The following is a 25,663-nucleotide window of genomic DNA, read 5'->3' as shown; positions in this document are numbered from 1 at the left end:
TCAACACCGCCAAGGCCACTTGATGCTGGCACCCACCGACTAAAACTTCGAATGGATTCGAATATGTTCAAACCTACCGTCGGCCCCATTGTCGGGCACACGACCACTGACCACGCCCGGATATTCCTGCGGGGCGATCACGGCAACAACCGGGTATTCGCCGGTATCCGACACCGGCGCCGAGGGGACACGCGCTGGTCAAAAGGGCACTTTGTCCAATTGAAGGCCTACCGCGACATGTCCGATGTCATCGTGCTGAAAGACCTTCAACCCGACACCGCCTACGAATACCAGGCCGGCTGGCTCAGCCCCTTGAGCCCGACCCATACCGTGGAAACCATTCAGGAGCTGCCACTGCAATGGCCTCGGAACACCTATTGCTTGCACACGCCGGCCGACAAACCCGATGCGCCACGGGCTTATATCGTGGGCTCATGTCGCTACTTGCGGATCGCCGCCAGCACCCCGTTACTTCCCAGCCTGGGGGATCGCACCTTTGCCGGCATCAATCGCATCGTCGAACAGGCCGACCCGCCGATCAGCGCGGTGTTGATGACCGGAGACCAGGTTTATCTCGATGACTTGAATATCATCGGCCCGGACCGAAGCTATAAACACATTCTCTTCAGATACCGAACGGTATTTAACCAGCCGCACATCAGCAAGCTGATGTCTGGCACGCCGACCTACATGATCCTCGACGACCATGAAATCGAAGACAACTGGCCCGCCAGGAAAACCGGCCACGACGACGTCCTGTATGCCAATGCCATGAGCGCTTATGGGCTTTACCAGGCCAGCCATGGGCCCGCCCATGAACTGTCGAGCGACGGAACATTGAACAAGCCGCTGACCCGCTACTGGTACACCTTTGCCCATGGCGATATCCACTGGTTCGTCACCGACAGCCGGACGCAACGCAACCTCTCGGCGAACGATCGGCGCATCCTCGACGCGGACCAGGAACAATCCCTGCTCGAATGGCTCGTCAGCAGCCCCGCCCGGGTCAAGCTCGTCGTCACCAGCGTGATGTTTTTCCCTGACAGCCAGCGCAATGACGGCGATGCCTGGCAGGCCTTCCCGGAACAACGCCTGCGCCTGTTGGAAACCATCCGCCGCCATCGGATCAAAAACGTGGTGTTCATCTCGGGCGACGTCCACGGTTCCATGACCAGCCGCCTGCGTCACACGCAGGATCCTGATTTCGAGGTCAACACCGTCGTTTCCTCGCCGTTCTACAACAGTAAATTGCTGCCTTTTGCAAAAGCCGCGGATTTTATTTTCCACAAGCCCATGGCCCGCACGGACAGCGGTGAGTACCGCTATGAACTGACCAGCGAAGTGGTGAGCCAGGACAACTTCGCCCGCCTGCAGGTCACGGCGCAGAGCCTTCACGTCACCTTCCACGACCGTGACGGCGAGCCCTTGCAGACGATCGATATTGCGCTGCGATGAACTTCCATGCCCTCTGATCGGCTGGCGACTGGAGAAATCCCTTTGTCGGCCGATAAAAGGTTTATAGCACTTGGCCTTCATCTCTCTTGTCAGCCAGTGCCGCAATGATGCAACCTTGCGCCAATCCGTAATAACGAGGGCGTCAGCCCGGCGCGATCAGCATTTTCGAAGCGAGTTTCCCCATGAAAAGCCAACCCGATGCCGCCAGCCGTATGGCGGCCGAGGTAGTGACGCAGTTACCGGTGCCCGCGCGGCTCGGTATGCTGCGTTTCGAACGGCTGAATGAAGCTAGCTGGGCGCTGTTGTTTCTCGACCCCAACTGCGAGCGACACTTCGGCCTGCCGGCGGTAGAACTGTGCTCGCTGGTCAGCTCGCCCTACGCCAGCCTGATGGAACCCGAAGCGCGCTATCAATTGCACGACGCCATCCAGCAGCAACTGGCCCAGGCCGCGCATTACCAGATTCGCTACACGCTCCACACCGCCAAGGGCCCGATGAATGTGCTGGAGACGGGCGAAGCCTACAGACAGCACAATCGTCATCTGCTGCGCGGTTACCTGCTGGTGGTGGACAATTTGCTGCAAAGCGAACCCTCCCTGCCGGCCCTGGACCTGGAAACCCAGAACTCGCGCCTGCAGATCGCCCTGGAACTGAACCAGCGCGCCCAGCAAGAGCAGCTCCAGCACCTGGACCGGGTACGCGCCCAACAAGACCTCATCCTGCTATTGACCCGCCAACGCTACAGCGCCAACAACTCCCTGCTCGAAGCGGCCGAACTCATCACCCGCAGCGCCTGCGACATCTACCAAATCGACTGCGCCAGTATCTGGAACCTGGACGACGGCAAACTGGTGCCGATTTCCGCCTACAACCGCGCCTCCCAGGAATACTTCCTGCCGGCGGTCATCGACGCCAGCGAGTTTCCCGACTACATGGAAGCGCTGCAGACCTGTCGCGCCATCGACGCCCACAATGCGATGCGTGACCCGCGCACCCGGGAAATGGCCGAAAGCCTGCGCGCCCGCGACGTCAACGCCATCCTCGACGCCAGCGTGCGCATCGACGGCCAAGTGGTGGGCGTGCTGTGCCTGGAACAAGTGGGGGCCACCCGCGCCTGGCAGTCGGATGAGATCGCCTTTGCCGGCGAACTGGCGGACCAATTCGCCCAGGTCATCAACAACCACAACCGCCGCACCGCCACCAGCGCCCTGCACCTGTTCCAGCGCGCCGTGGAGCAAAGCGCCAACGCGTTCCTGCTGGTCAATTGCGACGGTGTGGTGGAGTACGTCAACCCAAGCTTCACCGCGATCACCCAGTACACCACCGAGGAAGTCCACGGCCAACGCCTCTCGGAACTGCCGGCCCTGGAGAACCTCAGCGAGCTGCTGTTCGACGCGCCCTCGGCGCTGGCCCAGAGCAACAGTTGGCAGGGCGAGTTCAAGAGCCGGCGCAAGAACCTGGAACCCTACTGGGGCCAGTTGTCGATTTCCAAGGTCTACGGCGACAACCGCGAGCTGACCCACTACATCGGCATCTACGAAGACATCACCCAGACCAAACTGGCCCAGCAGCGCATCGAGCGCCTGGCCTACACCGATAACCTGACCAACCTGGGCAACCGTCCGGCGTTCATTCGCAACCTCGATGAGCGCTTTGCCCGGGACAGCGACTCGCCCATCAGCCTGCTGCTGGTGGACATCGACAACTTCAAGCGCATCAACGACAGCCTCGGCCACCAGACCGGCGACAAGCTGCTGATCAGCCTGGCCCGGCGCCTGCGCAACAGCCTGAGCCCCAGCGGCAGCCTGGCGCGCTTCGCCAGTAACGAGTTCGCCGTGCTGCTGGACGACACGAGCCTGGAGGCCGGGCAGCAGATTGCCAGCCAATTGCTGATGACCCTCGACAAACCGATGTTCGTCGACAACCAGTTGATCAGCGTGACCGGCTCCGTGGGCCTGGCCTGCGCGCCGCTGCACGGCCGTGATCCGCAGACCCTGATGCGCAACGCCGGTCTCGCCCTGCACAAGGCCAAGGCCAACGGCAAGCATCAGGTCCAGGTGTTCACCGAGGCGCTGAATGCCGAGGCCAGCTACAAGCTGTTCGTCGAAAACAACCTGCGTCGCGCCTTGACCCAGAACGAATTGGACGTGTTCTACCAGCCCAAGCTGTGCCTGCGCAGCGGCCGTCTGCTGGGCATGGAGGCACTGCTGCGCTGGAACCATCCGGAAAAGGGCATGATCCGCCCGGACCAGTTCATCAGCGTGGCCGAAGAAACCGGCCTGATCATCCCCATCGGCAAATGGATCGCCCGCCAGGCCTGCCGGATGAGTAAACAGCTGACCGCGGCCGGCCTGGGCAACCTGCAAGTGGCGATCAACCTGTCGCCCAAGCAGTTCTCCGACCCGGACTTGGTGGCCTCCATCGCCAGCATCCTCAAGGAGGAACAACTGCCGGCCCGCCTGCTGGAACTGGAGTTGACCGAAGGCCTGCTGCTGGAAGCCACCGAAGACACCCACTTGCAGCTCGACCAGCTCAAGCGCCTGGGGCTGACCCTGGCCATGGACGACTTCGGCACCGGGTACTCATCCCTGAGCTACCTGAAAAAATTCCCGATCGACATCATCAAGATCGATCGCAGCTTCATCCATGAGATCCCGGACAACCAGGACGACATGGAAATCACCTCGGCGGTGATCGCCATGGCTCACAACCTGAAACTCAAGGTCGTGGCCGAAGGCATCGAAACCGCCCAGCAACTGACGTTCCTGCGGCGTCACCGCTGCGACGTCGGCCAGGGCTACCTGTTCGACCGTCCCATCCCCGGCGCGGAGCTGATCGAAAAGCTCAAGCGCTACCCGCGCGGGCCTCTGGTCTGACAGCTGCGTATAGCTTGCGGCGGCTTTTCTGAGGCACACTGACGGTCTACTTCGCTCAATTCAATCTGACTGAGAGGACTGATAATGGTCTTGCGCTCGGAAATCCTGGTGAATAAAAACGTGCTTCCTACTCAAGAACAAGCCCTGCCTGGCCGTGAAACCCCGATGACCGTGCCGGACAAACACTTCGTCCTCGACGCGCCCCTGCTGGGCCCGTTTGCCATGGACGTGGATTTCGCGATCTTCGGCCTCGGCTGCTTCTGGGGCGCGGAACGCAAGTTCTGGCAGCGCGAAGGCGTGGTCAGTACCGCGGTGGGTTACGCCGGTGGTTTCACCCCGAACCCGACGTACGAAGAAGTCTGCTCGGGCCTTACCGGCCACAGCGAAGTGGTGCTGGTAGTCTACGAGCCTGCGAAAGTCAGCTACGAACAGCTTCTGAAGATGTTCTGGGAACTGCACAACCCGACCCAGGGCATGCGCCAGGGGAACGACATCGGCACCCAGTACCGTTCGGTGATCTATGCCACCAACCCGGACCAACTGGCGGCGGCCAAACACAGCGAGCAAGTCTTCCAGGCTGAGTTGACCAAGGCCGGCAAAGGCACCATCACCACCGAAATCGAAGAAGCACCGACGTTCTACTTCGCCGAGACCTATCACCAGCAGTACCTGGCGAAAAACCCGGAAGGCTATTGCGGGATTGGCGGGACCGGCGTGACCTGCCCGATCTGACTGAAAGCCTGCTCGCGATAGCGGTGGGCCTGGGGCGGAGATGTTGAATGTGCTCGCGATAGCGCCCTTCCAGACGCCAGCAAGGCATCACTCAGCGATCAACCAATCCATCTGCCACCCGCCCTGGGTCTGCCCCAGCTTTTTCGACAGCCACGGCAGCAGCTCACGCAACTCCTCTTCCAGCCCCCACGGCGGATTGGCAATCGCCAGGCCGGAGCCGTTCAGGCTGTTGGGCGTCGCCAGTGGGTGCACCAGCAGCTCCACGCGCAACAGCTTCGGCGCTCCCGTGCCGGCCAGGTCCTGGTAGAAGCGGCGCAACATCCGCTGGTCCTTCACCGGGTACCAGATGGCCGCCACCGTCTGGCGCATCCGGCCAATGGCCTCCTTGAGCGAGGCGGCGCAGCGCTGCATCTCGTCAAGCTGCTCGAAGGGCGGATCGATCAGCATCAAGGCACGCTTTTCGGCCACCGGCAGCAACGCCCGCGGCACATGCCAGCCTTCACCCAGGTGCACCGCCACGCGACGGTCGCCTTTCATGTTGTCCTTGAGCAACACACCGTCTTCAGGGTGTTTTTCGTTGAGCAGCACACGGTCCTGGGGACGAGTCAGGCGCCGCGCCAGTTCCGGCGAGCCCGGGTAGTAGCGCAGTTGCCCGTCCGGGTTCATCTCGTGCAGCACCTTCATGTAATCGGCAGTCAATGGCGGCAGGTCGCCCTCGCCCCACAACCGCGCAATGCCTTCCAGATACTCACCGGTACGGTTGGCCTGGTCACCCTGCAAGTCGTACAGCCCGATGCCCGCGTGGGTGTCGAGGTAGGCGAAGGGCTGTTCCTTGCGCGACATCAGCGCGATGAGGCGGGTCAAGGTCAGGTGTTTGAACACGTCGGCGTGATTGCCGGCGTGGAAGGCGTGGCGATAATTCATGGCGGCTCCTGCGAAGGGCGACGAGTTTACCTTGAAGCGCGCCGAACGTCAGGGGTTGGCAGCCCGGCGGACACGCCACGATCAGCCCAGCTCCCGCAGCAAGTACGCCTGCAAGGGCGCCTTTGGCGCGACAACCGGCTTCGATCGCTCAAGAAAGTGAGCAATCTTGCGCCGCAGGATGCGGTGGTCAACGCGCTCGTACAGAGACGGATGCTCCTGGCCAAGCCAGGTGAGCAAGTTATCCACCAGACAATTCGTCGGGACCTCGGTCATGGCGTCCAGCAGCGCCACCGGCACTTCCCACCAAGGAAACATCCGCGCCGGCCGCTGGAGGCTTCCCACGAACTCAAGGGATTGAGCGTTGATCAGGCAACGATTGATGACCGGCAGGAGCTCCCCGGCATCCACCGCCGTCGATTGCAGGATCGGTCCCATGAAGCGCCCATCCCAAAAACGCAGGAAAACCGGCTTGCCACCCGGCAACAGCACCTGCGTCACCCCCCGCAAATGCTCGGCAAGGGTTTCCTGGCTGGCACACGACACCGCCAGCCAGCCCCAATCGAGCGAGTCGGCGGTCGCTATCCAATCAAGAAACCCACAGTCCGCGCGAACAAGCCCTACATAGGGCATGACCGCTTCCCACTCGGCGTACGGCGTGTCGGCCCAGATCGCCGTGGGTGTCGCGGCCATCGAACGGCGCCAGGCCGCCAACGCCCCAGCGCTGCTGGCATTGCTGAAAATGGCGAACAGTTGCTCGGACGCCTGCAACGGATGGTGCTCAAGCCAGGCGCGGGGCGTTTGGCCGCTGTTCATGGGCGCTCCTGTGTGTCGACAGTTTTGTGAAAGACCGATAGCCCTGCGCAGACGCCGCTTCTGCACCGCTCGCACTCCTCGCAGAACGGCGCCGAGCCTTGGAAGCTGAGGATTTGCGCCAGGGAAAGCCGAGGGGCCGGCGCAGCGACCTGCTGCCCGGAGCTGACCGGCGAACCCGCCTCCGCCCTCATGACCGCCATCGGCGCCCCACCGACCTCGATCGGCACGCTGCTGAAAATCCCGTCGGCACCAATGTTGATCCAATGACCGCCAGCCTGGAGGGTCACACTGGCGCCAGCCTCCAGGACCACTTGCTGGCCGGCACTGACATGAAACTGCCGGCTGGCGTTCAGGACCTGGCCGGTCACGCGAACATGCCGCTCGCCGCCCACCAGCAGATGATCGTCCTGGCGGACTTCAGCCTGGCGCCGGCCATGGGTAACGCGCTGCTCATCGGCCTTGAGTTCGTGCCGTGCCGTACCGGTGACGACGATGCTGCGCTCGTGATCGACCTGCACCCGCTGGTCGTGCAGCACGTGCTGGGTCCAGTTGCGCTGGGCCCGCAGGTAGATTTCCTCGGCCCCCTTGCGGTCCTCGATACGCAACTCGTTATAGCCTCCCCCACCGGGACTGCTCTGGCTGCGCCAAATACTGCGGGTCTTGTCCGCCGGCAGGTCCAACGGCACCGGGTTGGCGCCGTTGGGCAGGCAACCCACCACCAATGGCTTGTCCACGTCGCCATCGATGAACCCCACCAAAACTTCCATGCCGACCCGGGGAATCAGCACTGCACCATAGTGATCATGGGCCCAACCCGAGGCCACTCGCAGCCAGCAACTGGAATGTTCGTCGCGCTGGCCGTCGCGATCCCAGGCCAGTTGCACCTTGACCCGCCCGAACTCATCGCAATGGATCTCGCTGTCCACCGGCCCGGTCACCACCGCTGACTGGTAGCCGTTGGCACGGGGCTTTTCAGGGTGCAGGGGCGGCCGAAAAAACGCTTCCCACGGTGTGGCGAGAAAGGTGTTTCTGTAGCCCTGGAATTCATCCGGGCCGGCGGCGGCTGTTTCTTCCAGCACCTGGGGTTGGCGGCCATGATGGTCGATATGCGTCAGGAGCCAGAGATCGTTCCACTGCTCCCTGGGGTGGCCCTTGATACGCATGAAATGCCCGCTGACGAAAGCGCTGTCATCGCTGTTGCCCTGCGCCACGCGATGATCGGCACCGTGACGCTCAAGGGCACGCCGGGCCAGGTGCTTGCCATCGTCCCGGTCGCAGAACCCACCGGGGTAGCGATAGTCCTCGAGCGCTGGCAACTGCCGACTGTCGAGGTGGGTTTGCAACAACAGGCCGGGCTTGCGGAAGTCGTAATCGCGCAACGTTACGGCCGTGGCGCGGGTCTGGAGCCGCACCGCCAAACGCTTGATGGCCGGCGCGTCGGCAGCCATGCCACTGTCCGCCAGGTACAACGTCGATTCGGCCAGGCGGGGGAACCCAGTCTGATCGTCACCGAACACCAGCAGATGGCCGTCAGGGCGGTGCCGAAAGTGATAGTGGATACCGACTTCGGCACAGATCCGCTCGATGAACGTCAGGTCGCTTTCGGCGTACTGCACACAGTATTCACGCTCGGGATAGTGCCCTGCGAGAATGAACTGGAAGGCCCCCTCCAGGACCCCGTGCTCCTTCAGCACCCGGGCGACGATATCAGGCACGCTCAAATGCTGGAAAATCCGCTGGTTGGTGCGGTGGCGCAAGTAGGCCAGGCGCGGCACCAGGCTGACCTGGTAACGGGTCAGGCGTCTGCCCGAATCGCCTTGGGCTACGCTATAGACCTGACCGTGCACGCCCCCTCCCCGACCATCGAACCGCAGGAATGCCTGGCGATGCAGAAGTTCTTCCAGTACCAGGTCGCAGCGCTCGCTGACCAGTTCCACGTCAAAGCGATAGGGCTGGCTGATGGTTTCCTTGCCCTTGAACTCAAGTACCCTGAGTTCATTCGGCCCGCTGTCGAAGGTCAGCGTGAAACGCGGTGGATTGGCAGGCGGGAACATCCGATGTGCCTCTGCTGAATGGAGGCGGGCGATTCTGCACGAGCAGTAGGGGACGTGTATGGGAGGTCAGGAAAAACAGATTTGCCCTACATCCAAGAAGCTAAAAGCTGCAGAGCGTGATGCATTTTCCGATAGACATTCGAAGCATCGCGGCCACCCGCAGCCTTCCTACACGTGAATCAGCCGTTTCTTGCAATGTGCTCGATCTCTGGTCGGGGGTGGGCGTGATAACGTGCTCTTGGTCGCAAAAAAGCAAAGGACGCATGGCATGACGACACGCTACGCAAAAATCGCAATGATCCTGGCACTCGCCGCATTCGCTTTCCTGACCGTATTCAACAACGTCACGGACTACCGCTCCAACTTCAACTTCGTCCAGCACGTGCTGAGTATGGACACCACCTTCCCCGACAATGCCTCCCGGTATCGCGCCATCGATCAACCCTGGATGTGGCATGGCGCGTATTGGCTGATCATCTTCGGCGAAGCGCTGACGTCGGGGCTTTTGGGCTACGGCGCAGTGAAACTGTGGCAGGCACGCCGAGCCGAGGCCGGGGCGTTCGCCCGCGCCAAACGATGGTCCGTGGCCGGTTTGACGGTCGGTTTCTTCGTCTGGTTCTTTGGCTTCATGGTCGTTGGTGGCGAATGGTTTCTGATGTGGCAATCAGAAATCTGGAATGGCCAGGACGCCGCGTTCAGGTTCTATATGGCGATCATGGGCGTGTTGATCTTTCTCAACCAGCCTGACGCCGAGATGAAGGGATAGAGGGCAGTGGCGAGGGAGCTTGCTCCCTCGCCACAATGGATCACCCGCAGGCTCGAAGCCGCACTGAAGACCTTACTGGTTCAGACGAAAATCTTTTTCCGCCGCGTCGAAGCGCTGCAGCATACCCGCGGTAGGCGAGCCCATCTTGCTGACCAGGTAGATGGCCAGGCTGGCGAAGATGAAGCCCGGGATGATTTCGTACAGGCCCAGCAGCGCGAAATGCTTCCAGACGATCACGGTGATTGCACCCACCAGAATGCCGGCGAGCGCGCCATTGCGGGTCATGTTCTTCCAGATGACGGAGATCAGGACAACCGGACCGAAGGCAGCACCGAAACCAGCCCAGGCGTAGCTCACCAGACCCAGTACGCGGTTTTCCGGGTTAGCGGCCAGGGCAATGGCGACCAAGGCCACCAGCAACACCATGGCGCGACCGACCCAGACCAGTTCCAGCTGGGAAGCGCTCTTGCGCAGGAAAGTCTTGTAGAAGTCTTCGGTCAGGGCGCTGGAGCACACCAGCAACTGGCAGCTCAAGGTACTCATCACCGCCGCCAGGATGGCCGACAGCAACACACCCGCAAGCCACGGGTTGAACAGGATCTTCGCCAGCTCGATGAACACGCGCTCTGGGTTCTCGGTCACGGGACCGGCCACATCGGGGTGTGCCGAGAAGTAAGCGATACCGAAGAAGCCCACCGCCACGGTGCCGCCCAGGCACAGGATCATCCAGGTCATGGAAATGCGACGGGCATTGGCGATCGACTTGACCGAATCCGCCGCCATGAAGCGCGCCAGGATGTGGGGTTGGCCGAAATAACCCAGGCCCCAACCCATCAGCGAGATGATGCCGATGAAGGTGGTGTTTTTCAGCATGTCGAAGGACGAAGGATCTTTCGCTTCGATGGCCAGGAACGTGGTGTCCACGCCGCCAGTGGCCAGCAGCACGATGATCGGCGTCAGGATCAGCGCGAAGATCATCAGGGTGGCTTGTACGGTGTCGGTCCAGCTCACGGCCAGGAAACCGCCAACGAAGGTGTAGGCGATGGTCGCGGCAGCACCGGCCCACAATGCCGTCTCGTAGGACATGCCGAAGGTGCTTTCGAACAGACGGGCACCGGCCACGATGCCGGAAGCACAGTAGATGGTGAAGAACACCAGGATCACCACCGCGGAGATGATTCGCAGCAGGCCGCTCTTGTCTTCGAAACGGCTGGAGAAGTAATCCGGCAGGGTCAGGGCGTCACCGTTGTGCTCGGTCTGTACCCGCAGGCGACCGGCCACGAACAGCCAGTTCAAGTAGGCGCCGACGATCAGGCCGATGGCGATCCAGCTTTCCGACAGGCCAGACATATAGATGGCACCCGGCAAACCCATCAACAACCAACCGCTCATGTCGGAAGCACCGGCGGACAAGGCCGTGACCACGCTGCCCAGGCTGCGACCGCCCAGGATGTAGTCGGAAAGGTTATTGGTGGAGCGGTAAGCCATCAGGCCGATCAGGACCATGGCTGCGATGTAGATCACGAAAGTGATCAAGGTGGGATTACTAACACTCATGAGTTACGCCCTGGCTTTGTTTTTATGGTGCGGTGGCAGTTGGAAGCGCCGACAACGCAGACGTTGTAGCGACGATTTGCAGTTCCGCGAATTTATGACTGATGTTTCCCCAGGAAAGCCATCAGCCGATGCCCCTCGGCTTGGAGCCGGTTGCACCTTGGCCGCGAATGCTATTCAACAAATCAAATAAGGTGCAACCAGTTTCGCTCGAATAAGTTGCACCTGATCGGTTTTATCGCAAAAACGCCGTTTTTTGCTCCCTTTTAGTGCAGTCCGTAGCGCATCACTAGAAGTCAAAGCACTAAGCCGGTGCAGGATTGACGGGGTCGCCCTGGCTTCCGGATGAGCTGCCTGTCATTTCAAGAAAAAAAGGGTTGCACCCGGTTGCACCTCATTCATCCCACAGCTAATCTTGCCGCCAGCTGATGCCACGCCATACGTGGTAAACATGAGGATAAAAATATGGCTACCACCACCCTTGGGGTCAAACTCGATGACCCGACCCGCGAACGCCTCAAGGCGGCCGCAACCTCGATCGATCGCACGCCGCACTGGCTGATCAAGCAGGCAATTTTCAATTACCTGGAAAAACTCGAGGGTGGTGCAACCCTGACCGAGCTGAACGGTTCACCCCGCGCCGACAGCGATGATGCCGGCGACGTACAGGTCGACCATGCTCACCAATGCTTCCTCGAATTTGCCGAGAGCATCCTGCCGCAATCGGTCCTGCGCGCCTCCATTACCGCCGCTTACCGTCGCCCTGAGCCGGAAGTGGTGCCGATGCTGATCGAGCAGGCCCGCCTGCCGCTGGAAATGGCCGAAGCCACCAACAAGCTGGCGGCTTCGATTGCGGAAAAACTGCGTAACCAGAAAAGTGCCGGCGGCCGTGCCGGTATCGTTCAGGGCTTACTGCAGGAATTTTCCCTGTCGTCCCAGGAAGGCGTGGCCCTGATGTGCCTGGCCGAGGCACTGCTGCGCATCCCGGACAAAGGCACTCGTGATGCACTGATCCGCGACAAGATCAGCACCGGCAACTGGCAGCCGCACCTCGGCAACAGCCCGTCGCTGTTCGTCAATGCCGCCACTTGGGGCCTGTTGCTGACCGGCAAGCTGGTCGCCACCCATAACGAAACGGGCCTGACCTCCTCCCTGAGCCGCATCATCGGCAAGAGCGGCGAGCCGATGATCCGCAAGGGCGTCGACATGGCCATGCGCCTGATGGGCGAACAGTTCGTCACCGGCGAAACCATCGCCGAGGCCCTGGCCAACGCCAGCAAGTTCGAAGCCAAAGGTTTCCGCTATTCCTACGACATGCTGGGTGAAGCCGCACTCACCGAACATGACGCCCAGAAGTACCTGGCCTCGTACGAACAAGCCATTCACTCGATCGGCAAAGCGTCCCATGGCCGTGGGATTTATGAAGGCCCGGGCATTTCCATCAAGCTCTCGGCCCTGCACCCGCGCTACAGCCGCGCCCAGTACGAGCGCGTCATGGACGAGCTGTACCCGCGCCTGCTGTCGCTGACCCTGCTGGCCAAGCAATACGACATCGGCCTGAACATCGACGCCGAGGAAGCCGACCGCCTCGAACTGTCCCTGGACCTGCTGGAGCGCCTGTGCTTCGAGCCGCAGTTGACCGGCTGGAACGGCATCGGCTTCGTGATCCAGGCCTACCAGAAGCGTTGCCCGTACGTGATCGACTACGTCATCGACCTGGCCCGGCGCAGCCGCCACCGCCTGATGATTCGCCTGGTAAAAGGCGCGTACTGGGACAGCGAGATCAAGCGCGCCCAGGTCGAAGGCCTGGAAGGCTATCCGGTGTACACCCGCAAGGTGTACACCGACGTGTCCTACATCGCTTGCGCGCGCAAGCTGCTGTCGGTGCCGGAAGTCATCTACCCGCAATTCGCCACGCACAACGCCCATACCCTGTCGGCCATTTATCACATCGCCGGTCAGAACTATTACCCGGGCCAGTACGAATTCCAGTGCCTGCACGGCATGGGTGAACCGCTGTACGAACAAGTTGTAGGCAAGGTCTCCGAAGGCAAGCTGAACCGTCCGTGCCGTGTGTACGCCCCGGTCGGCACCCACGAAACACTGCTGGCCTACCTCGTACGCCGCTTGCTGGAAAACGGCGCGAACACCTCGTTCGTCAACCGCATCGCCGACCAGTCGATTTCCATTCAGGAGCTGGTGGCCGATCCAGTGGCCAGCATCGAGCAGATGGCAACCCTGGAAGGCGGTTTCGGCTTGCCGCACCCACGTATTCCGCTGCCGCGCGACTTGTACGGTAGCGACCGCGCCAACTCCAGCGGCATCGACCTGGCCAACGAGCATCGCCTGGCGTCGCTGTCCTGCGCTCTGCTGGCCACTGCCCACAACGACTGGAAAGCCGCGCCGATGCTCGGTTGCGCTGCCAGCGAAGAAACCCCGGCAGCGGTGCTGAACCCGTCCGATCACCGCGATGTGGTCGGCCATGTGCAGGAAGCCACGGTTGCCGACGTCGACAACGCCATCCAGTGCGCCCTCAACGCCGCACCGATCTGGCAGGCCACGCCGCCAGCCGAACGTGCCGCGATCCTCGAGCGTGCCGCCGACCTGATGGAAGGCGAGATCCAGCCGCTGATGGGCCTGCTGGCCCGCGAAGCCGGCAAGACCTTCGCCAACGCCATCGCCGAAGTGCGTGAAGCCGTGGATTTCCTGCGGTACTACGCGGTGCAGGCGCGCAACGATTTCACCAACGACGCCCACCGCCCTCTGGGCCCGGTGGTCTGCATCAGCCCGTGGAACTTCCCGCTGGCGATTTTCAGCGGCCAGGTTGCCGCCGCACTGGCCGCCGGCAACCCGGTTCTGGCCAAGCCCGCCGAGCAGACGCCGCTGGTGGCTGCCCAGGCGGTGCGCCTGATGCTCGAAGCCGGCATTCCGGAAGGCGTCCTGCAACTGCTGCCGGGCCGTGGCGAAACCGTTGGCGCCCGCCTGGTCGGCGACGATCGGGTCAAAGGCGTGATGTTCACCGGCTCCACCGAAGTCGCCCGGCTGCTGCAACGCAACATCGCCGGACGCCTGGACAACCAGGGCCGACCGATCCCGCTGATCGCCGAGACCGGCGGCCAGAACGCCATGATCGTCGACTCCTCGGCCCTGACCGAACAAGTGGTCATCGACGTCGTGTCCTCGGCCTTCGACAGTGCCGGCCAGCGTTGCTCGGCCCTGCGCGTCCTGTGCCTGCAGGAAGATTCCGCCGACCGCGTCATCGAAATGCTCAAGGGCGCCATGGCTGAAGCACGTCTCGGCAACCCTGAGCGTCTGTCGGTAGACATCGGCCCGGTGATCGATGCCGAAGCCAAGGCTGGCATCGAGAAACACATCCAGGCCATGCGCGACAAGGGGCGCACCGTGTACCAGATGGCAATCGCCGACAGCGACGAGTGCAAGCGCGGCACCTTCGTGATGCCGACCCTGATCGAGCTGGAAAGCTTCGACGAGCTGCAGCGGGAGATCTTCGGTCCGGTGCTGCACGTGGTGCGCTACAAGCGCAAGGAACTGGGTCAGTTGATCGACCAGATCAACGCCTCCGGCTACGGCCTGACCCTGGGCGTGCACACACGCATCGACGAGACCATCGCCAAGGTGATCGACAACGTCCATGCCGGTAACGTCTACGTCAACCGCAACATTGTCGGCGCCGTGGTCGGTGTGCAGCCGTTTGGTGGCGAAGGCCTGTCGGGCACCGGCCCCAAGGCCGGTGGTCCGCTGTACCTGTACCGCCTGCTGTCGACTCGTCCTACCGATGCGATCCAGCAGTCCTTCGTCCGTGGCGATGCCTTGGTTGCGCCGGACCTGCGCTTGCGCGATGCCATGAGCAAACCGCTGACCGCCCTGCAAGCTTGGGCCGACAGCCAGAAGCTCGCCGAACTGAGCGCCCTGTGCGTGCAGTTCGCGGCCCAATCGCAAAGCGGCATCACCCGCCAGTTGACCGGCCCGACCGGCGAACGCAACAGTTATGCCATCCTGCCGCGCGAGCACGTGCTGTGCCTGGCCGACGTGGAAGGCGACCTGCTGACGCAACTGGCGGCCGTACTGGCCGTGGGCGGCTCGGCCGTATGGCCGGAAACCGACACCAGCAAGGCCTTGTTCGCCCGCTTGCCGAAAGAGATTCAGGCACGCATTCAGCGGGTTGCCGACTGGACCAAGGACGATGTGCTGTTCGACGCGGTCCTGCACCACGGCGATTCGGACCAACTGCGCGACGTTTGCCAGCAGGTGGCCAAGCGTGCCGGCGCCATCGTCGGGGTGCATGGTTTGTCCCAGGGCGAGACCAACATTGCGTTGGAGCGTTTGGTGATCGAGCGGGCCTTGAGCGTCAATACCGCCGCGGCGGGGGTAACGCCAGCCTGATGACCATCGGCTAAACCCGCTGTAGACCAGGCACCTGCAATGGGTGCCTGGTCAACGAAATCCCTGTGGGCATGAACGCTGTGGGAGCAAAGCTTGCTCGCGATCCAGGCACTGCGGTACTCAAGAGAACCGCGGCGCTTTCATCGCGGGCAAGCCTTGCTCCCACAAAGCTCGCTCCCACATTTTGATTAGCGTCACCCTCGCTCCTCCATCACTCAAATCAATCATCCTGTTCAGCCTCCATTGCCACGCCTAGACTCGGCCCATTCCAAAAAAAGGTAGGCCGCCATGTCCGAGACGTTGCTCAGTTCCCGTAATCTGGCTTTCGAGCTGTACGAAGTCCTCGATGCCGAGGGCCTGACCCAGCGCGAGCGGTTTGCCGAACACAATCGCGAAACCTTCGACGCAGCCCTCGGCACGGCCCGCAGCATCGCCGAGAAATTCTTCGCGCCCCACAACCGCAAGAACGATGAAAACGAACCGCGCTACGAGAACGGCCAGGCGATCCTGATTCCCGAGGTGAAGCCAGCGGTGGATGCCTTTCTGGAGGCCGGTTTTCTCAATGCCGCGCGCAGCTTCGACGCCGGAGGCATGCAGTTGCCGACACTGCTGTCCCAGGCCTGCTTCGCACACTTCCAGTCGGCCAATGCCGCATCGACCTCCTACCCGTTCCTGACCATGGGCGCGGCGAACCTGATCGAAAGCTTCGGCAGCGAGGAGCAGAAGCAACGCTTCCTGCAACCGATGATCGACGGCCGCTTCTTTGGCACCATGGCCCTGACCGAACCCCATGCAGGTTCTTCGCTGTCGGATATTCGTACACGGGCAGAGCCTGCGTCCGATGGCACCTATCGACTCAAGGGCAACAAGATCTTCATCTCCGGTGGCGATCATCCGCTGTCGGAAAACATCGTGCACATGGTCCTGGCGAAATTGCCGGACGCACCGCCGGGCGTGAAGGGCATTTCGCTGTTTATCGTGCCCAAGTTCCTGGTCAACGACGATGGCAGCCTCGGCCCGCGTAACGACGTGCTGCTGGCCGGGCTGTTCCACAAGATGGGCTGGCGCGGCACCACGTCGACCGCGTTGAACTTCGGCGACAACGGCGAATGTGTCGGTTACCTCGTGGGCAAGCCGCACCACGGCCTGAGCTACATGTTCCAGATGATGAACGAGGCGCGCATCGGCGTCGGCATGGGTGCGGTGATGCTGGGTTACGCCGGCTACCTGTATTCCCTTGAATACGCCCGCGAACGTCCGCAGGGCAGGGTGCCCGACAGCAAGGACCCGACCACCGCCCCGGTGGCGATCATCCAGCACGCCGACGTGCGCCGCATGCTGTTGACCCAAAAAGCCTACGTCGAGGGTTCATTTGACCTGGGCTTGTACGCAGCGCGGCTGTTCGACGACACCACCACCCTGGACAGCGAAGCCGAGCGTCGGCGCGCCCATGAACTGCTGGACCTGCTGACCCCCATCGTCAAATCCTGGCCCTCGGAGTTCTGCCTGAAAGCCAACGAACTGGCGATCCAGATCCTGGGCGGTCACGGCTACACCCGCGAATACCCGGTGGAGCAGTATTATCGCGACAACCGCCTGAACCCGATCCATGAAGGCACCCATGGAATCCAGTCCCTGGACCTGCTGGGGCGAAAGCTGGCGCAGAACGGCGGCGCCGGGCTCAAGCAGTTGATCCGCCTGGTGGCCGACACCATTGAACGGGCCCAGGCGCACCCATCGTTGACGCCATTACACCAGCCACTGGAAGCGTTGGTGGCGCGCCTGCAAACCGTCACCCTGGGCCTGCTGACAGACCTGGCCCAGGGCAAGGTCAACAGCAGCCTCGCCAACTCGGCGCTGTACCTGAAAGTGTTTGGGCACATGGTGATCGGCTGGCGCTGGCTGGAACAGGCGATTCGTGCCGAGGAAGGCCTGGCCAGGGGCAATGCCGCGGACAGCGACTTCTATAAAGGCAAGCTGCAAGCGGCGCGCTACTTCCTGACCTGGGAAGTGCCGGGGTGTCACCATGAGCTGGCGATTCTCGAGGCGCGGGATGATACGTGCCTGGGGATGCGGGATGAGTGGTTCTGAGGCAAGACTCGTGGCGCGGCTGAGATCCAACCGCGAGCAGGCTCGCTCCCACAGGGGTTCCAAGTGAACACGACATCTGCGTTCACCACCGATCCACTGTGGGAGCGAGCTTGCTCGCGATAGCGGTGTTTCAGCCAACACACAGGCAGCTGTGCTGACGCCATCGCGAGCAAGCTCGCTCCCACACAAGCCCCACAGTCAACATTCGTTAACGGTTTCAGGCCTGATGGATCGTCTTGGCAATCACCTCGACCGTGGCGCTGACTTGCTCTTGGTAACGGTCGAGTTCCGCCTGATGGCTCTTCTGCATTTCGATCTGTTGCGAACACAGGTTCATGGCCGCCAATACCAGCAGGCGATCGCCGATCAGCGTCGGGTATTTCCTTTTCGTGTCGGCCAGGGCGGCCTTGAGCATCGAAGCGGCGTCCAACAGGGCCTGTTCCTGCCCGGCCGGCGCTTTGATTGAATAGTCTTCTCCCAGGATCGAGATGACCGTCACCCCATCGGCGCCGTGCTTCATGCGCTGACAGGACCGGCGCTGGCGCGCTCGATCAGGGCCTGGATGCGGGCGGCGGTGGCGCCGTGCAGCTCTTCCTGTTCCATCAGGCTCAGTTGCAGGCTTTCGTTTTCATCCTTGGCCTGGGCAAGTTCGGCGCTCAGGGTTTCGTTCAGGCCGGTGAGGTGCAGGTTCTGTTGCACCAGGTCGTTGACCAGTTGCTCCAGTTGGCTGAGGGATGTTTCCAACATATTGATTTCCAGGCTTTTCCAAGGGGCGCGTACGATAAAGAAAAGTCACCGCCGATGCCACGCTTTACCAGCGGCGGTGCTTCGCTGGCGAGTGGTAAAGACTGTGAAGGGGCAGTCTGGTTCCTACCCTTCGTCGCATTCCAGGGTGGTTCTGCGGCAAAAGCAAGGATCCCGTTCAAGACTTCAGTCGTATGACCGATAAGTCAGTTAACACCAGCCACAGTCCCGCACGGACGCGCCCCTCTCGGTACTTTCCATGTCCCTACGTAATATGAACATCGCGCCGCGGGCGTTCCTGGGGTTTGCCCTGATCGGCGCCCTGATGCTGGCCCTTGGGGTGTTTGCCCTGTCCCAGATGAGCAAAATCCGCACGTCCGGCGAAAGCATCGCCCAGAACAGCGTACCCAGCATCAAGGCCCTGAATGAGTTCACCCAGCTCACCCTGCGCCTGCGCGTCTTGTCCTATCGCTTGCTGGTCAACCGCGAGCCGGACATCCAACAGAAAACCTACGATCTGCTCGAACAACGCAGCCAGCAGATCCGCGCGGCCCAGACCACCTACGAAAAGCTCATCAGCGCTTCGGACGAACGGGCCGCCTACGATCAGTATGTGCAACTGCTCGGGCAGTACCGTCAGCTCGAAGAGCGCATGAAAACCCTGTCGCGAAATAATCAGGTCGATGAACTGCGGGCGCTGCTCAACACTGAACTGCTGAGCAACTCAGATGCCATCAATGCCGCAATCGACCACTTGGTGGAGATCAACAACCTGCAAGCCGAGGCGCTCAATAAGGGCGCGGCGCAACAATATTCAAGCGCTTTCAACTGGGTGGTCGCCCTGCTGGTCATCGCTACCGGCCTGACCCTGCTGTTCGCCTGGCTGCTGACCAACAGCATCACCAAGCCGATCGCCAACGCGCTGGATGCCGCCGAAGAAATCGCCAAGGGCAACCTGACCCGACCGATCACCGTTGACGGCAGCGACGAAGCCGGTCGCCTGCTGCGGGCGATGTCGACCATGCAGGAAAAACTGCGCGATACCTTGCAACGGATCTCCGGTTCCGCCACACAGCTTGCGTCGGCGGCCGAAGAGCTTAACGCCGTCACTGACGAAAGCGCCCGGGGCCTGACCCAGCAGAACAACGAAATCGAGCAGGCCGCGACAGCGGTCAACGAGATGACCAGCGCCGTAGAAGAGGTCGCTCGCAATGCGGTCAGCACGTCGGAAGCGTCGAAACACGCCACCACATCCGCAGGCGACGGCCGCGACCTGGTGCAGGAAACCGTCGGTGCCATCGAACGCATGAGTGCCGACGTACAAAGCACCGCCACGCTGATCGGTAACCTGGCCAATGAGTCCCGCGATATCGGCAAAGTGCTGGACGTGATCCGCGGCCTGGCCGACCAGACCAACCTGCTGGCTCTGAATGCCGCCATCGAAGCCGCCCGTGCCGGTGAGGCCGGCCGTGGTTTTGCCGTGGTGGCCGACGAAGTCCGCGCCCTGGCTCATCGTACCCAGCAGTCGACCAGCGAGATCGAACGCATGATCGGCAGCATCCAGAGCGGCACCGAACACGCCGTGGACTCGATGCGCAACAGCACCGAGCGCGCCGAGTCGACCCTGAACATCGCCCGTGGCGCCGGCCTGTCCCTGGACACCATCAACACGGCCATCGTCGAGATCAACGAACGCAACCTGGTGATCGCCAGCGCCGCCGAAGAACAGGCCCAGGTGGCCCGTGAAGTGGACCGCAACCTGGTGAACATCCGCGACCTGTCGGTGCAATCGGCCACCGGCGCCAACCAGACCACCGCCGCCAGCGCCGAACTGTCGCGCCTGGCCGTGGACTTGAACAGCATGGTTGGGCGGTTCAGCCTTTAATCCGCGTAACGGTTGATCGTCCACAGACCGTGAGCGATCAACCCTCAAGCTTTGGTGGCGAGGGAGCTTGCTCCCTCGCCACGGTATTGCTGCCTTGTACCCCCAATCCCAAACCTTTTTTGACAGCATCACATTTCAACAGGTTAGAATCGCTGGCACGCAGACTGCATGGTCAGTCTGTGCCCGCCCCTCAGTTTTCCCGGAGTAACGCCTTTGACTGCAGCGACCATCAACAGCCTGTTCTTGATCGGCGCGTTGCTGGTAGGTGCGAGCATCCTGGTCAGTTCTCTTTCGTCCCGCCTGGGCATCCCGATCCTGGTGATCATCCTGGCCGTGGGCATGGTGGCCGGTGTCGACGGCGCCGGTATTCTTTTCGATAACTACGCCACGGCTTATCTGGTCGGCAACCTCGCCTTGGCCGTCATCCTGCTGGACGGCGGCTTGCGCACGCGGGTCTCGAGCTTTCGCGTGGCGCTGTGGCCGGCGTTGTCCCTGGCCACGGTCGGTGTGTTGATCACCACCGGGCTGACCGGATTGGCCGCGGCCTGGCTGTTCAATCTGAACCTGATCCAGGGCCTGCTGATCGGCGCCATCGTCGGCTCGACCGATGCCGCGGCGGTGTTCTCGCTACTGGGCGGCAAGGGCCTGAACGAGCGGGTCAGCGCCACCCTCGAGATCGAGTCCGGCAGCAACGACCCCATGGCGGTGTTCCTCACCGTCACCCTGATCGGCATGCTTGCCAGTGGTGAAACCGGCTTGCACTGGAGCCTGCTCGGGCACCTGTTGCGTGAGTTCGGCATCGGCTCGGTACTCGGCCTGGGCGGTGGCTGGCTGATGCTGCAGCTGGTCAATCGCATCAATCTGGCCAACGGCCTCTACCCGATCCTCGTCATCAGCGGCGGCCTGGCCGTGTTCGCCCTGACCAACGCCCTGCACGGCAGCGGTTTCCTGGCGGTGTACCTGTGCGGCCTGGTGATCGGCAACCGTCCGGTGCGCAGCCGCCACGGCATCCTGCACATGCTTGATGGCATGGCCTGGCTGGCCCAGATCGGCATGTTCCTGGTGCTGGGGCTGCTGGTCACGCCCCACGACCTGCTGCCGATCGCCCTGCCGGCCCTGGGCCTGGCATTGTGGATGATCCTGTTTGCCCGTCCGTTGTCGGTCATAGTGGGCCTGCTGCCGTTCAAGGCGTTCCATGGTCGCGAGAAAGCCTTCATTTCCTGGGTCGGCCTGCGCGGCGCGGTGCCGATCATCCTGGCCGTGTTCCCGTTGATGGCCGGCCTGCCCCACGCCCAGCTCTACTTCAACCTGGCGTTCTTTATCGTGCTGGTCTCGCTGCTGGTGCAGGGCACGAGCCTGCCATGGGTCGCCAAGTTGCTGCACGTGACCGTCCCGCCCGAGCCGCTGCCGATTTCCCGGGCCGCGCTGGAAGTGCACGTCACCAGCGAGTGGGAGCTGTTCATCTATCGCCTGGGCGCGGAAAAGTGGTGCATCGGCTCGCCCCTGCGGGACCTGAAAATGCCCGAAGGCACCCGCATCGCCGCCCTGTTTCGTGGCCAGCAACTGCTCCATCCGTCGGGTAGTACGGTGTTGGAAGTCGATGATTTGCTGTGTGTTATCGGCCATGAACACGACTTGCCGGCCCTTGGAAAACTGTTCAGCCAGGCGCCGCAACGGGGCCTGGATCTGCGCTTCTTCGGCGACTTCGTACTCGAAGGAGACGCCCAGCTGGCCGCGGTTGCCGCGCTGTACGGGTTGAAGCTGGACGGCATCGATCCGGACATGTCCCTGGGCCGCTTCATCGCCCAGAAAGTGGGCGGCGCCCCAGTGGTCGGCGACCAGGTGGATTGGAACAACACCCTGTGGACCGTCGCGGCCATGGACGGGAACAAGATCGGCAAAGTGGGCGTCAGATTCCCCGAAGGAAGTCGCCCGGGTCCCGGCTTGTTCCTCTAAACTGCTCCCACTCTCATTTGCTTGACCGGTCTCTATGCCTATCCTGCGCTCCTTTTTCGCCACCGCCCTGCTGGGCCTGAGTCTCTCCGTCTGCACGCTGCAAGCCGCTGATCTTCCCGCCAGCGCTTCGGTGCAGGCCAGCCTGGACAAGATCGCCGACCGCAAACTGCCGGAAGCCGACCAGAAAGCCCTGCAGGCGGTCTTGCAGAGCACGTTGACCCAGCTCAACAACAAGGCCGACTACGAGCAGAAGCTGCAGGCGCTCAAGCAGCAACTGGCCACTGCCCCCAAGCAGAACATCGAGAACCAGCGCGAACTGGCGCGACTCAAGGGCACCACGGTGGTGCCGGTGGCGCAGCGCTACGCCAACCTGCCGATTCCCCAGCTCGAGCAAATGCTCACGGATCGCTCCACCCAGCAGGGTGATCTGCAAAAAGCCCTGGCCGATGCCAACAGCCTGATCATCACCGCCCAGACCCGTCCCGAGCGGGCCCAGGCGGAAATTTCCAGCAGCCAGACCCGTATCCAGCAGATCAATACCATCCTCAAGGCCGGCCGGGACGCCGGCAAGACCCTGAGCGGCGAGCAACGCGACCAGCTCAACGCCGAGTTGGCGGCGCTCAATGCACTGATCCCGCTGCGCCGCCAGGAACTGGCCGGCAACAGCCAACTGCAGGACCTGGGCAACGGCCAGCACGATCTGCTGATGGAAAAAATCGCCCGCATGGAGCAGGAAATCCAGGACCTGCAGAACCTGATCAACCAGAAGCGCCTGGCCCAATCCCAGGAGACGGTGACCCAGCAATCCATCGAAGCCCAGAAGGCCGGTGGCAGCAGCTTGCTGGCGACCGAAAGCGCGGCCAACCTGAAGCTCTCCGACTACCTGCTCAAAAGCACCGACCGCCTCAACGAGGTCACCCAGCAGAACCTGCAGACCAAGCAACTGCTGGACAGCGTGACCCAGACCGACGCAGCCCTGGACGAGCAGATCAGTGTGCTCAAGGGCAGCCTGCTGCTCTCCAAGATTCTCTACAAGCAGCGCCAGACCTTGCCGCGCCTCAAACTCGACCAGAACCTGGCCGACCAGATCGCCGACATCCGCCTGTACCAGTTCGAAGTCAGCCAGCAACGTGAACTGCTGAACAACCCCAGCGCCTACGTCGACAGCCTGCTGGCCTCCCAGCCCTCGGAACAAGTCACCCCGCAACTGCGCAAGACCTTGCTGGAGCTGGCCCTGACCCGTGTCGACCTGCTGGAACGGCTGAACCGCGAATTGAGCGCGGTGCTCAACGAATCCATCACCTTGCAGCTCAACCAGAAACAACTGCTCAGCACCGCCCAGAACCTGCGGGCGACCCTCGAAGAGCAGATGTTCTGGATTCCCAGCAATAAACCGCTGGATTTCGAATGGATGCGTGCCGTACCGACGCGCCTGGAAAAACAGATCGACTCGTTGCCCTGGGCCTCCAGCCTCAGCGAGCTGGCCGATGGCCTGACCCAGCGGCCGCTGCTGTTCCTGCCCCTGGCGCTGCTGATCGGTGCGCTGCTGTGGCGGCGCAAGCATCTCTATGCCCGCCTGAACAAGGTTCACCAAGACGTCGGCCACTTCAAGCGCGACAGCCAGTGGCACACCCCCCAGGCGATCCTGATCAATATCCTGCTGGCCATGCCGGTGGCCCTGGCGCTGACCCTCTGCGGCTATGCCTTGCAGATCGACGCCCGCGGCCAGAACGCCAACCTCGGCGCGGCGCTGCTGCAGATCGGCCAGGCCTGGCTGGTGTTCTACACCGCCTATCGAGTGTTGTCGCCGGGCGGCGTGGCCGAGTTGCATTTCCGCTGGGAGAAACCCCAGGTCGAATTCCTCCAGGGCTGGATCCGCCGCCTCGGGCTGGTGGTGCTGGCGTTGGTGGCCGTGGTGGCCGTGGCCGAGTTGCAACCCGCGACCCTGGCCGATGACGTGCTCGGCATGCCGGTGGTGCTGACCTGCTACGCACTGATGGCGTGGTTGCTCAGCCGCCTGTTGCTCAGCAGCCCGACGCACAGGAACACCTCGCTGTTCCGCAAGGCCGTCGGGGTGCTGTTCACTGCGCTGCCAATCGCGCTGTTCGTGGCGGTGTGCTTTGGCTACTACTACACCGCGCTGAAGCTCAGCGACCGCTTGATCAATACCCTGTACCTGCTGATGTTCTGGCTGGTGATCGAGGCGACCTTCGTCCGCGGCCTGTCGGTGGCGGCGCGGCGCCTGGCCTACCAGCGTGCCCTGGCCAAGCGCCAGGCGGCCAAGGAAGCCGGCGATGGCGAAGCGATGGTCGAGGAGCCGACGCTGGACATCGAGAAGGTCAACGAACAGTCCCTGCGCCTGATCCGCCTGGCCCTGCTGGGCGGTTTCATCGCCGCGCTGTATTGGGTCTGGTCGGACCTGATCAGCGTGTTCTCTTACCTGGACAACATCACCCTCTACGAATACACCAGCGGCACCGGCGCCAATATGAGCATGGTGCCCATCAGCATCGGCGACATGCTCGGGGCGCTGATCATCATCGGCATCACCTTCGCCCTGGCGCGCAACCTGCCGGGGCTGCTGGAAGTGTTCGTGCTGTCGAAGCTGAACCTGGCCCAGGGCAGTGCCTACGCCACCACCACGCTGCTGTCCTATGTGATCGCCGGCGTCGGTTTCGTCACCACCCTGTCCACCCTGGGCGTGAGCTGGGACAAACTGCAATGGCTGGTTGCCGCGCTGTCGGTGGGCCTGGGCTTCGGCATGCAGGAGATCTTCGCCAACTTCATCTCCGGGATCATGATCCTGTTCGAGCGCCCGGTGCGCATCGGCGACACCATCACCATCGGCAACCTGTCGGGCACGGTGAGCAAGATCCGCATTCGTGCGACCACCATCACCGACTTCGACCGCAAGGACATCATCGTCCCGAACAAGACGTTCATCACCGGGCAACTGATCAACTGGTCGCTGACCGACACCGTCACCCGGGTAACCCTGAAACTGGGCGTGGACTATGGCTCGGACCTGGACCTGGTGCGTGAGTTGCTGCTCAAGGCCGCCCGCGAGAACCCACGGGTGCTGAAGGAGCCGGAGCCGATCGTGTACTTCCTGAACTTCGGTGAAAGCACCCTCGACCATGAGCTGCGCATGCACGTACGCGACCTCGGTGACCGCAACCCGGTGCTGGACGAAATCAACCGTTTCATCAATCGGGAATTCAAGAAGGAGCACATCAACATCTCCTTCCGGCAGATGGAAATCTATCTGAAGAACATGCAAGGCCAGGAATACAAACTGGTGCCTGCCGAGCCCGACAAAAAGACCATCACGCCCGTGCCGTCGGCTGTCGCCAGCATCAAGCCGGTGCCTGAGCCACCGCAAGGCAAACTCGACTGATCGCGGGTTGCC

The 25,663-nt window shown here is 62.2% G+C and carries 14 protein-coding genes and 1 pseudogene; 9 read left to right on the top strand and 6 right to left on the bottom strand.

Translation table 11 applies throughout. The features are described from left to right. Positions 1-63 precede the first annotated feature (63 nt). The 3 genes from ACZ5M5_RS02670 (at position 64) to msrA (ending at position 5,063) form a co-directional block, all read left to right on the top strand. Complete coding sequence (locus tag ACZ5M5_RS02670) at positions 64-1,455, top strand: alkaline phosphatase D family protein (protein WP_464738549.1); 1,392 nt, start codon at positions 64-66, stop codon at positions 1,453-1,455. Positions 1,456-1,637: 182 nt separating this feature from the next. After that, entirely contained in the window at positions 1,638-4,331 is a 2,694-nt protein-coding gene (locus tag ACZ5M5_RS02665) for a putative bifunctional diguanylate cyclase/phosphodiesterase (protein WP_060739479.1), read from the top strand. An 84-nt stretch (positions 4,332-4,415) separates the two neighbouring features. Next, a complete protein-coding gene (msrA, locus tag ACZ5M5_RS02660; protein ID WP_060739480.1) occupies positions 4,416-5,063 on the top strand; it encodes a peptide-methionine (S)-S-oxide reductase MsrA in 648 nt (215 codons plus the stop codon). An 87-nt stretch (positions 5,064-5,150) separates the two neighbouring features. Here msrA and ACZ5M5_RS02655 read toward each other — a convergent pair whose 3' ends face one another. From ACZ5M5_RS02655 to ACZ5M5_RS02645, 3 genes are all read right to left on the bottom strand, one after another. Beyond that, positions 5,151-5,987, bottom strand: a complete 837-nt coding sequence (locus ACZ5M5_RS02655) for a 23S rRNA (adenine(2030)-N(6))-methyltransferase RlmJ (protein ID WP_092203467.1) — start codon at positions 5,985-5,987, stop codon at positions 5,151-5,153. Positions 5,988-6,068: 81 nt separating this feature from the next. Continuing rightward, positions 6,069-6,800: a DUF4123 domain-containing protein gene (locus ACZ5M5_RS02650; RefSeq protein WP_464738548.1), complete on the bottom strand. Its 732-nt coding sequence runs from the start codon at positions 6,798-6,800 to the stop codon at positions 6,069-6,071. Then, the gene (locus ACZ5M5_RS02645) at positions 6,797-8,854 is read right to left on the bottom strand and encodes a type VI secretion system Vgr family protein (protein WP_464738547.1); all 2,058 of its coding nucleotides are present in this window, start codon (positions 8,852-8,854) and stop codon (positions 6,797-6,799) included. Before ACZ5M5_RS02645 ends, ACZ5M5_RS02650 begins: the two co-directional genes overlap by 4 nt. Before the next feature lie 268 nt (positions 8,855-9,122). Between ACZ5M5_RS02645 and ACZ5M5_RS02640 the strand changes: the two genes are divergently transcribed. Next, the gene (locus tag ACZ5M5_RS02640; protein ID WP_464738546.1) at positions 9,123-9,620 is read left to right on the top strand and encodes a DUF2165 family protein; all 498 of its coding nucleotides are present in this window, start codon (positions 9,123-9,125) and stop codon (positions 9,618-9,620) included. A 72-nt stretch (positions 9,621-9,692) separates the two neighbouring features. Here the strand turns inward: ACZ5M5_RS02640 and putP are convergent, their stop codons facing one another. Beyond that, positions 9,693-11,177: a sodium/proline symporter PutP gene (gene putP, locus ACZ5M5_RS02635; RefSeq protein WP_192261926.1), complete on the bottom strand. Its 1,485-nt coding sequence runs from the start codon at positions 11,175-11,177 to the stop codon at positions 9,693-9,695. Between the two features lie 462 nt (positions 11,178-11,639). Between putP and putA the strand changes: the two are divergent. Beyond that, positions 11,640-15,592 (top strand): annotated as a pseudogene (gene putA, locus ACZ5M5_RS02630) (trifunctional transcriptional regulator/proline dehydrogenase/L-glutamate gamma-semialdehyde dehydrogenase). A gap of 274 nt (positions 15,593-15,866) precedes the next feature. Next, the gene (locus tag ACZ5M5_RS02625; protein ID WP_060739488.1) at positions 15,867-17,669 is read left to right on the top strand and encodes an acyl-CoA dehydrogenase; all 1,803 of its coding nucleotides are present in this window, start codon (positions 15,867-15,869) and stop codon (positions 17,667-17,669) included. A gap of 217 nt (positions 17,670-17,886) precedes the next feature. On the opposite strand, the gene ACZ5M5_RS02620 is transcribed toward ACZ5M5_RS02625, so the two are convergent. Together ACZ5M5_RS02620 and ACZ5M5_RS02615 are read right to left on the bottom strand one after the other, a co-directional pair. Beyond that, positions 17,887-18,189 carry a cell division protein ZapA gene (locus tag ACZ5M5_RS02620; RefSeq protein ID WP_464738545.1) on the bottom strand — a complete coding sequence of 101 codons (303 nt, stop codon included), beginning with the start codon at positions 18,187-18,189 and terminating at the stop codon, positions 17,887-17,889. Further along, positions 18,186-18,416, bottom strand: coding sequence for a hypothetical protein (locus ACZ5M5_RS02615; protein WP_060739490.1), 231 nt, complete (start codon positions 18,414-18,416; stop codon positions 18,186-18,188). Before ACZ5M5_RS02615 ends, ACZ5M5_RS02620 begins: the two co-directional genes overlap by 4 nt. Before the next feature lie 256 nt (positions 18,417-18,672). Between ACZ5M5_RS02615 and ACZ5M5_RS02610 the strand changes: the two genes are divergently transcribed. The 3 genes from ACZ5M5_RS02610 (at position 18,673) to mscK (ending at position 25,651) form a co-directional block, all read left to right on the top strand. Further along, complete coding sequence (locus ACZ5M5_RS02610; protein WP_060739491.1) at positions 18,673-20,298, top strand: methyl-accepting chemotaxis protein; 1,626 nt, start codon at positions 18,673-18,675, stop codon at positions 20,296-20,298. A 213-nt stretch (positions 20,299-20,511) separates the two neighbouring features. Beyond that, positions 20,512-22,254, top strand: a complete 1,743-nt coding sequence (locus ACZ5M5_RS02605) for a potassium/proton antiporter (RefSeq protein WP_060739492.1) — start codon at positions 20,512-20,514, stop codon at positions 22,252-22,254. Positions 22,255-22,288: 34 nt separating this feature from the next. Further along, on the top strand, positions 22,289-25,651 hold the full coding sequence (mscK, locus tag ACZ5M5_RS02600; RefSeq protein ID WP_464738544.1) for a mechanosensitive channel MscK: 3,363 nt from the start codon (positions 22,289-22,291) through the stop codon (positions 25,649-25,651). Positions 25,652-25,663: the final 12 nt, after the last annotated feature.

Source organism: Pseudomonas sp. Van50, from assembly GCF_055390755.1.
This window is presented reverse-complemented; position numbering and strand designations above follow the sequence as displayed.

Excerpts from the sequence above, each read along its gene's own strand:
- ACZ5M5_RS02670 (WP_464738549.1), top strand. The coding sequence starts at position 64 with ATGTTCAAACCTACCGTCGGCCCCATTGTCGGGCACACGACCACTGAC.
- ACZ5M5_RS02665 (WP_060739479.1), top strand. The coding sequence starts at position 1,638 with ATGAAAAGCCAACCCGATGCCGCCAGCCGTATGGCGGCCGAGGTAGTG.
- msrA (WP_060739480.1), top strand. The coding sequence starts at position 4,416 with ATGGTCTTGCGCTCGGAAATCCTGGTGAATAAAAACGTGCTTCCTACT.
- ACZ5M5_RS02655 (WP_092203467.1), bottom strand. The coding sequence starts at position 5,987 with ATGAATTATCGCCACGCCTTCCACGCCGGCAATCACGCCGACGTGTTC.
- ACZ5M5_RS02650 (WP_464738548.1), bottom strand. The coding sequence starts at position 6,800 with ATGAACAGCGGCCAAACGCCCCGCGCCTGGCTTGAGCACCATCCGTTG.
- ACZ5M5_RS02645 (WP_464738547.1), bottom strand. The coding sequence starts at position 8,854 with ATGTTCCCGCCTGCCAATCCACCGCGTTTCACGCTGACCTTCGACAGC.
- ACZ5M5_RS02640 (WP_464738546.1), top strand. The coding sequence starts at position 9,123 with ATGACGACACGCTACGCAAAAATCGCAATGATCCTGGCACTCGCCGCA.
- putP (WP_192261926.1), bottom strand. The coding sequence starts at position 11,177 with ATGAGTGTTAGTAATCCCACCTTGATCACTTTCGTGATCTACATCGCA.
- ACZ5M5_RS02625 (WP_060739488.1), top strand. The coding sequence starts at position 15,867 with ATGTCCGAGACGTTGCTCAGTTCCCGTAATCTGGCTTTCGAGCTGTAC.
- ACZ5M5_RS02620 (WP_464738545.1), bottom strand. The coding sequence starts at position 18,189 with ATGAAGCACGGCGCCGATGGGGTGACGGTCATCTCGATCCTGGGAGAA.
- ACZ5M5_RS02615 (WP_060739490.1), bottom strand. The coding sequence starts at position 18,416 with ATGTTGGAAACATCCCTCAGCCAACTGGAGCAACTGGTCAACGACCTG.
- ACZ5M5_RS02610 (WP_060739491.1), top strand. The coding sequence starts at position 18,673 with ATGTCCCTACGTAATATGAACATCGCGCCGCGGGCGTTCCTGGGGTTT.
- mscK (WP_464738544.1), top strand. The coding sequence starts at position 22,289 with ATGCCTATCCTGCGCTCCTTTTTCGCCACCGCCCTGCTGGGCCTGAGT.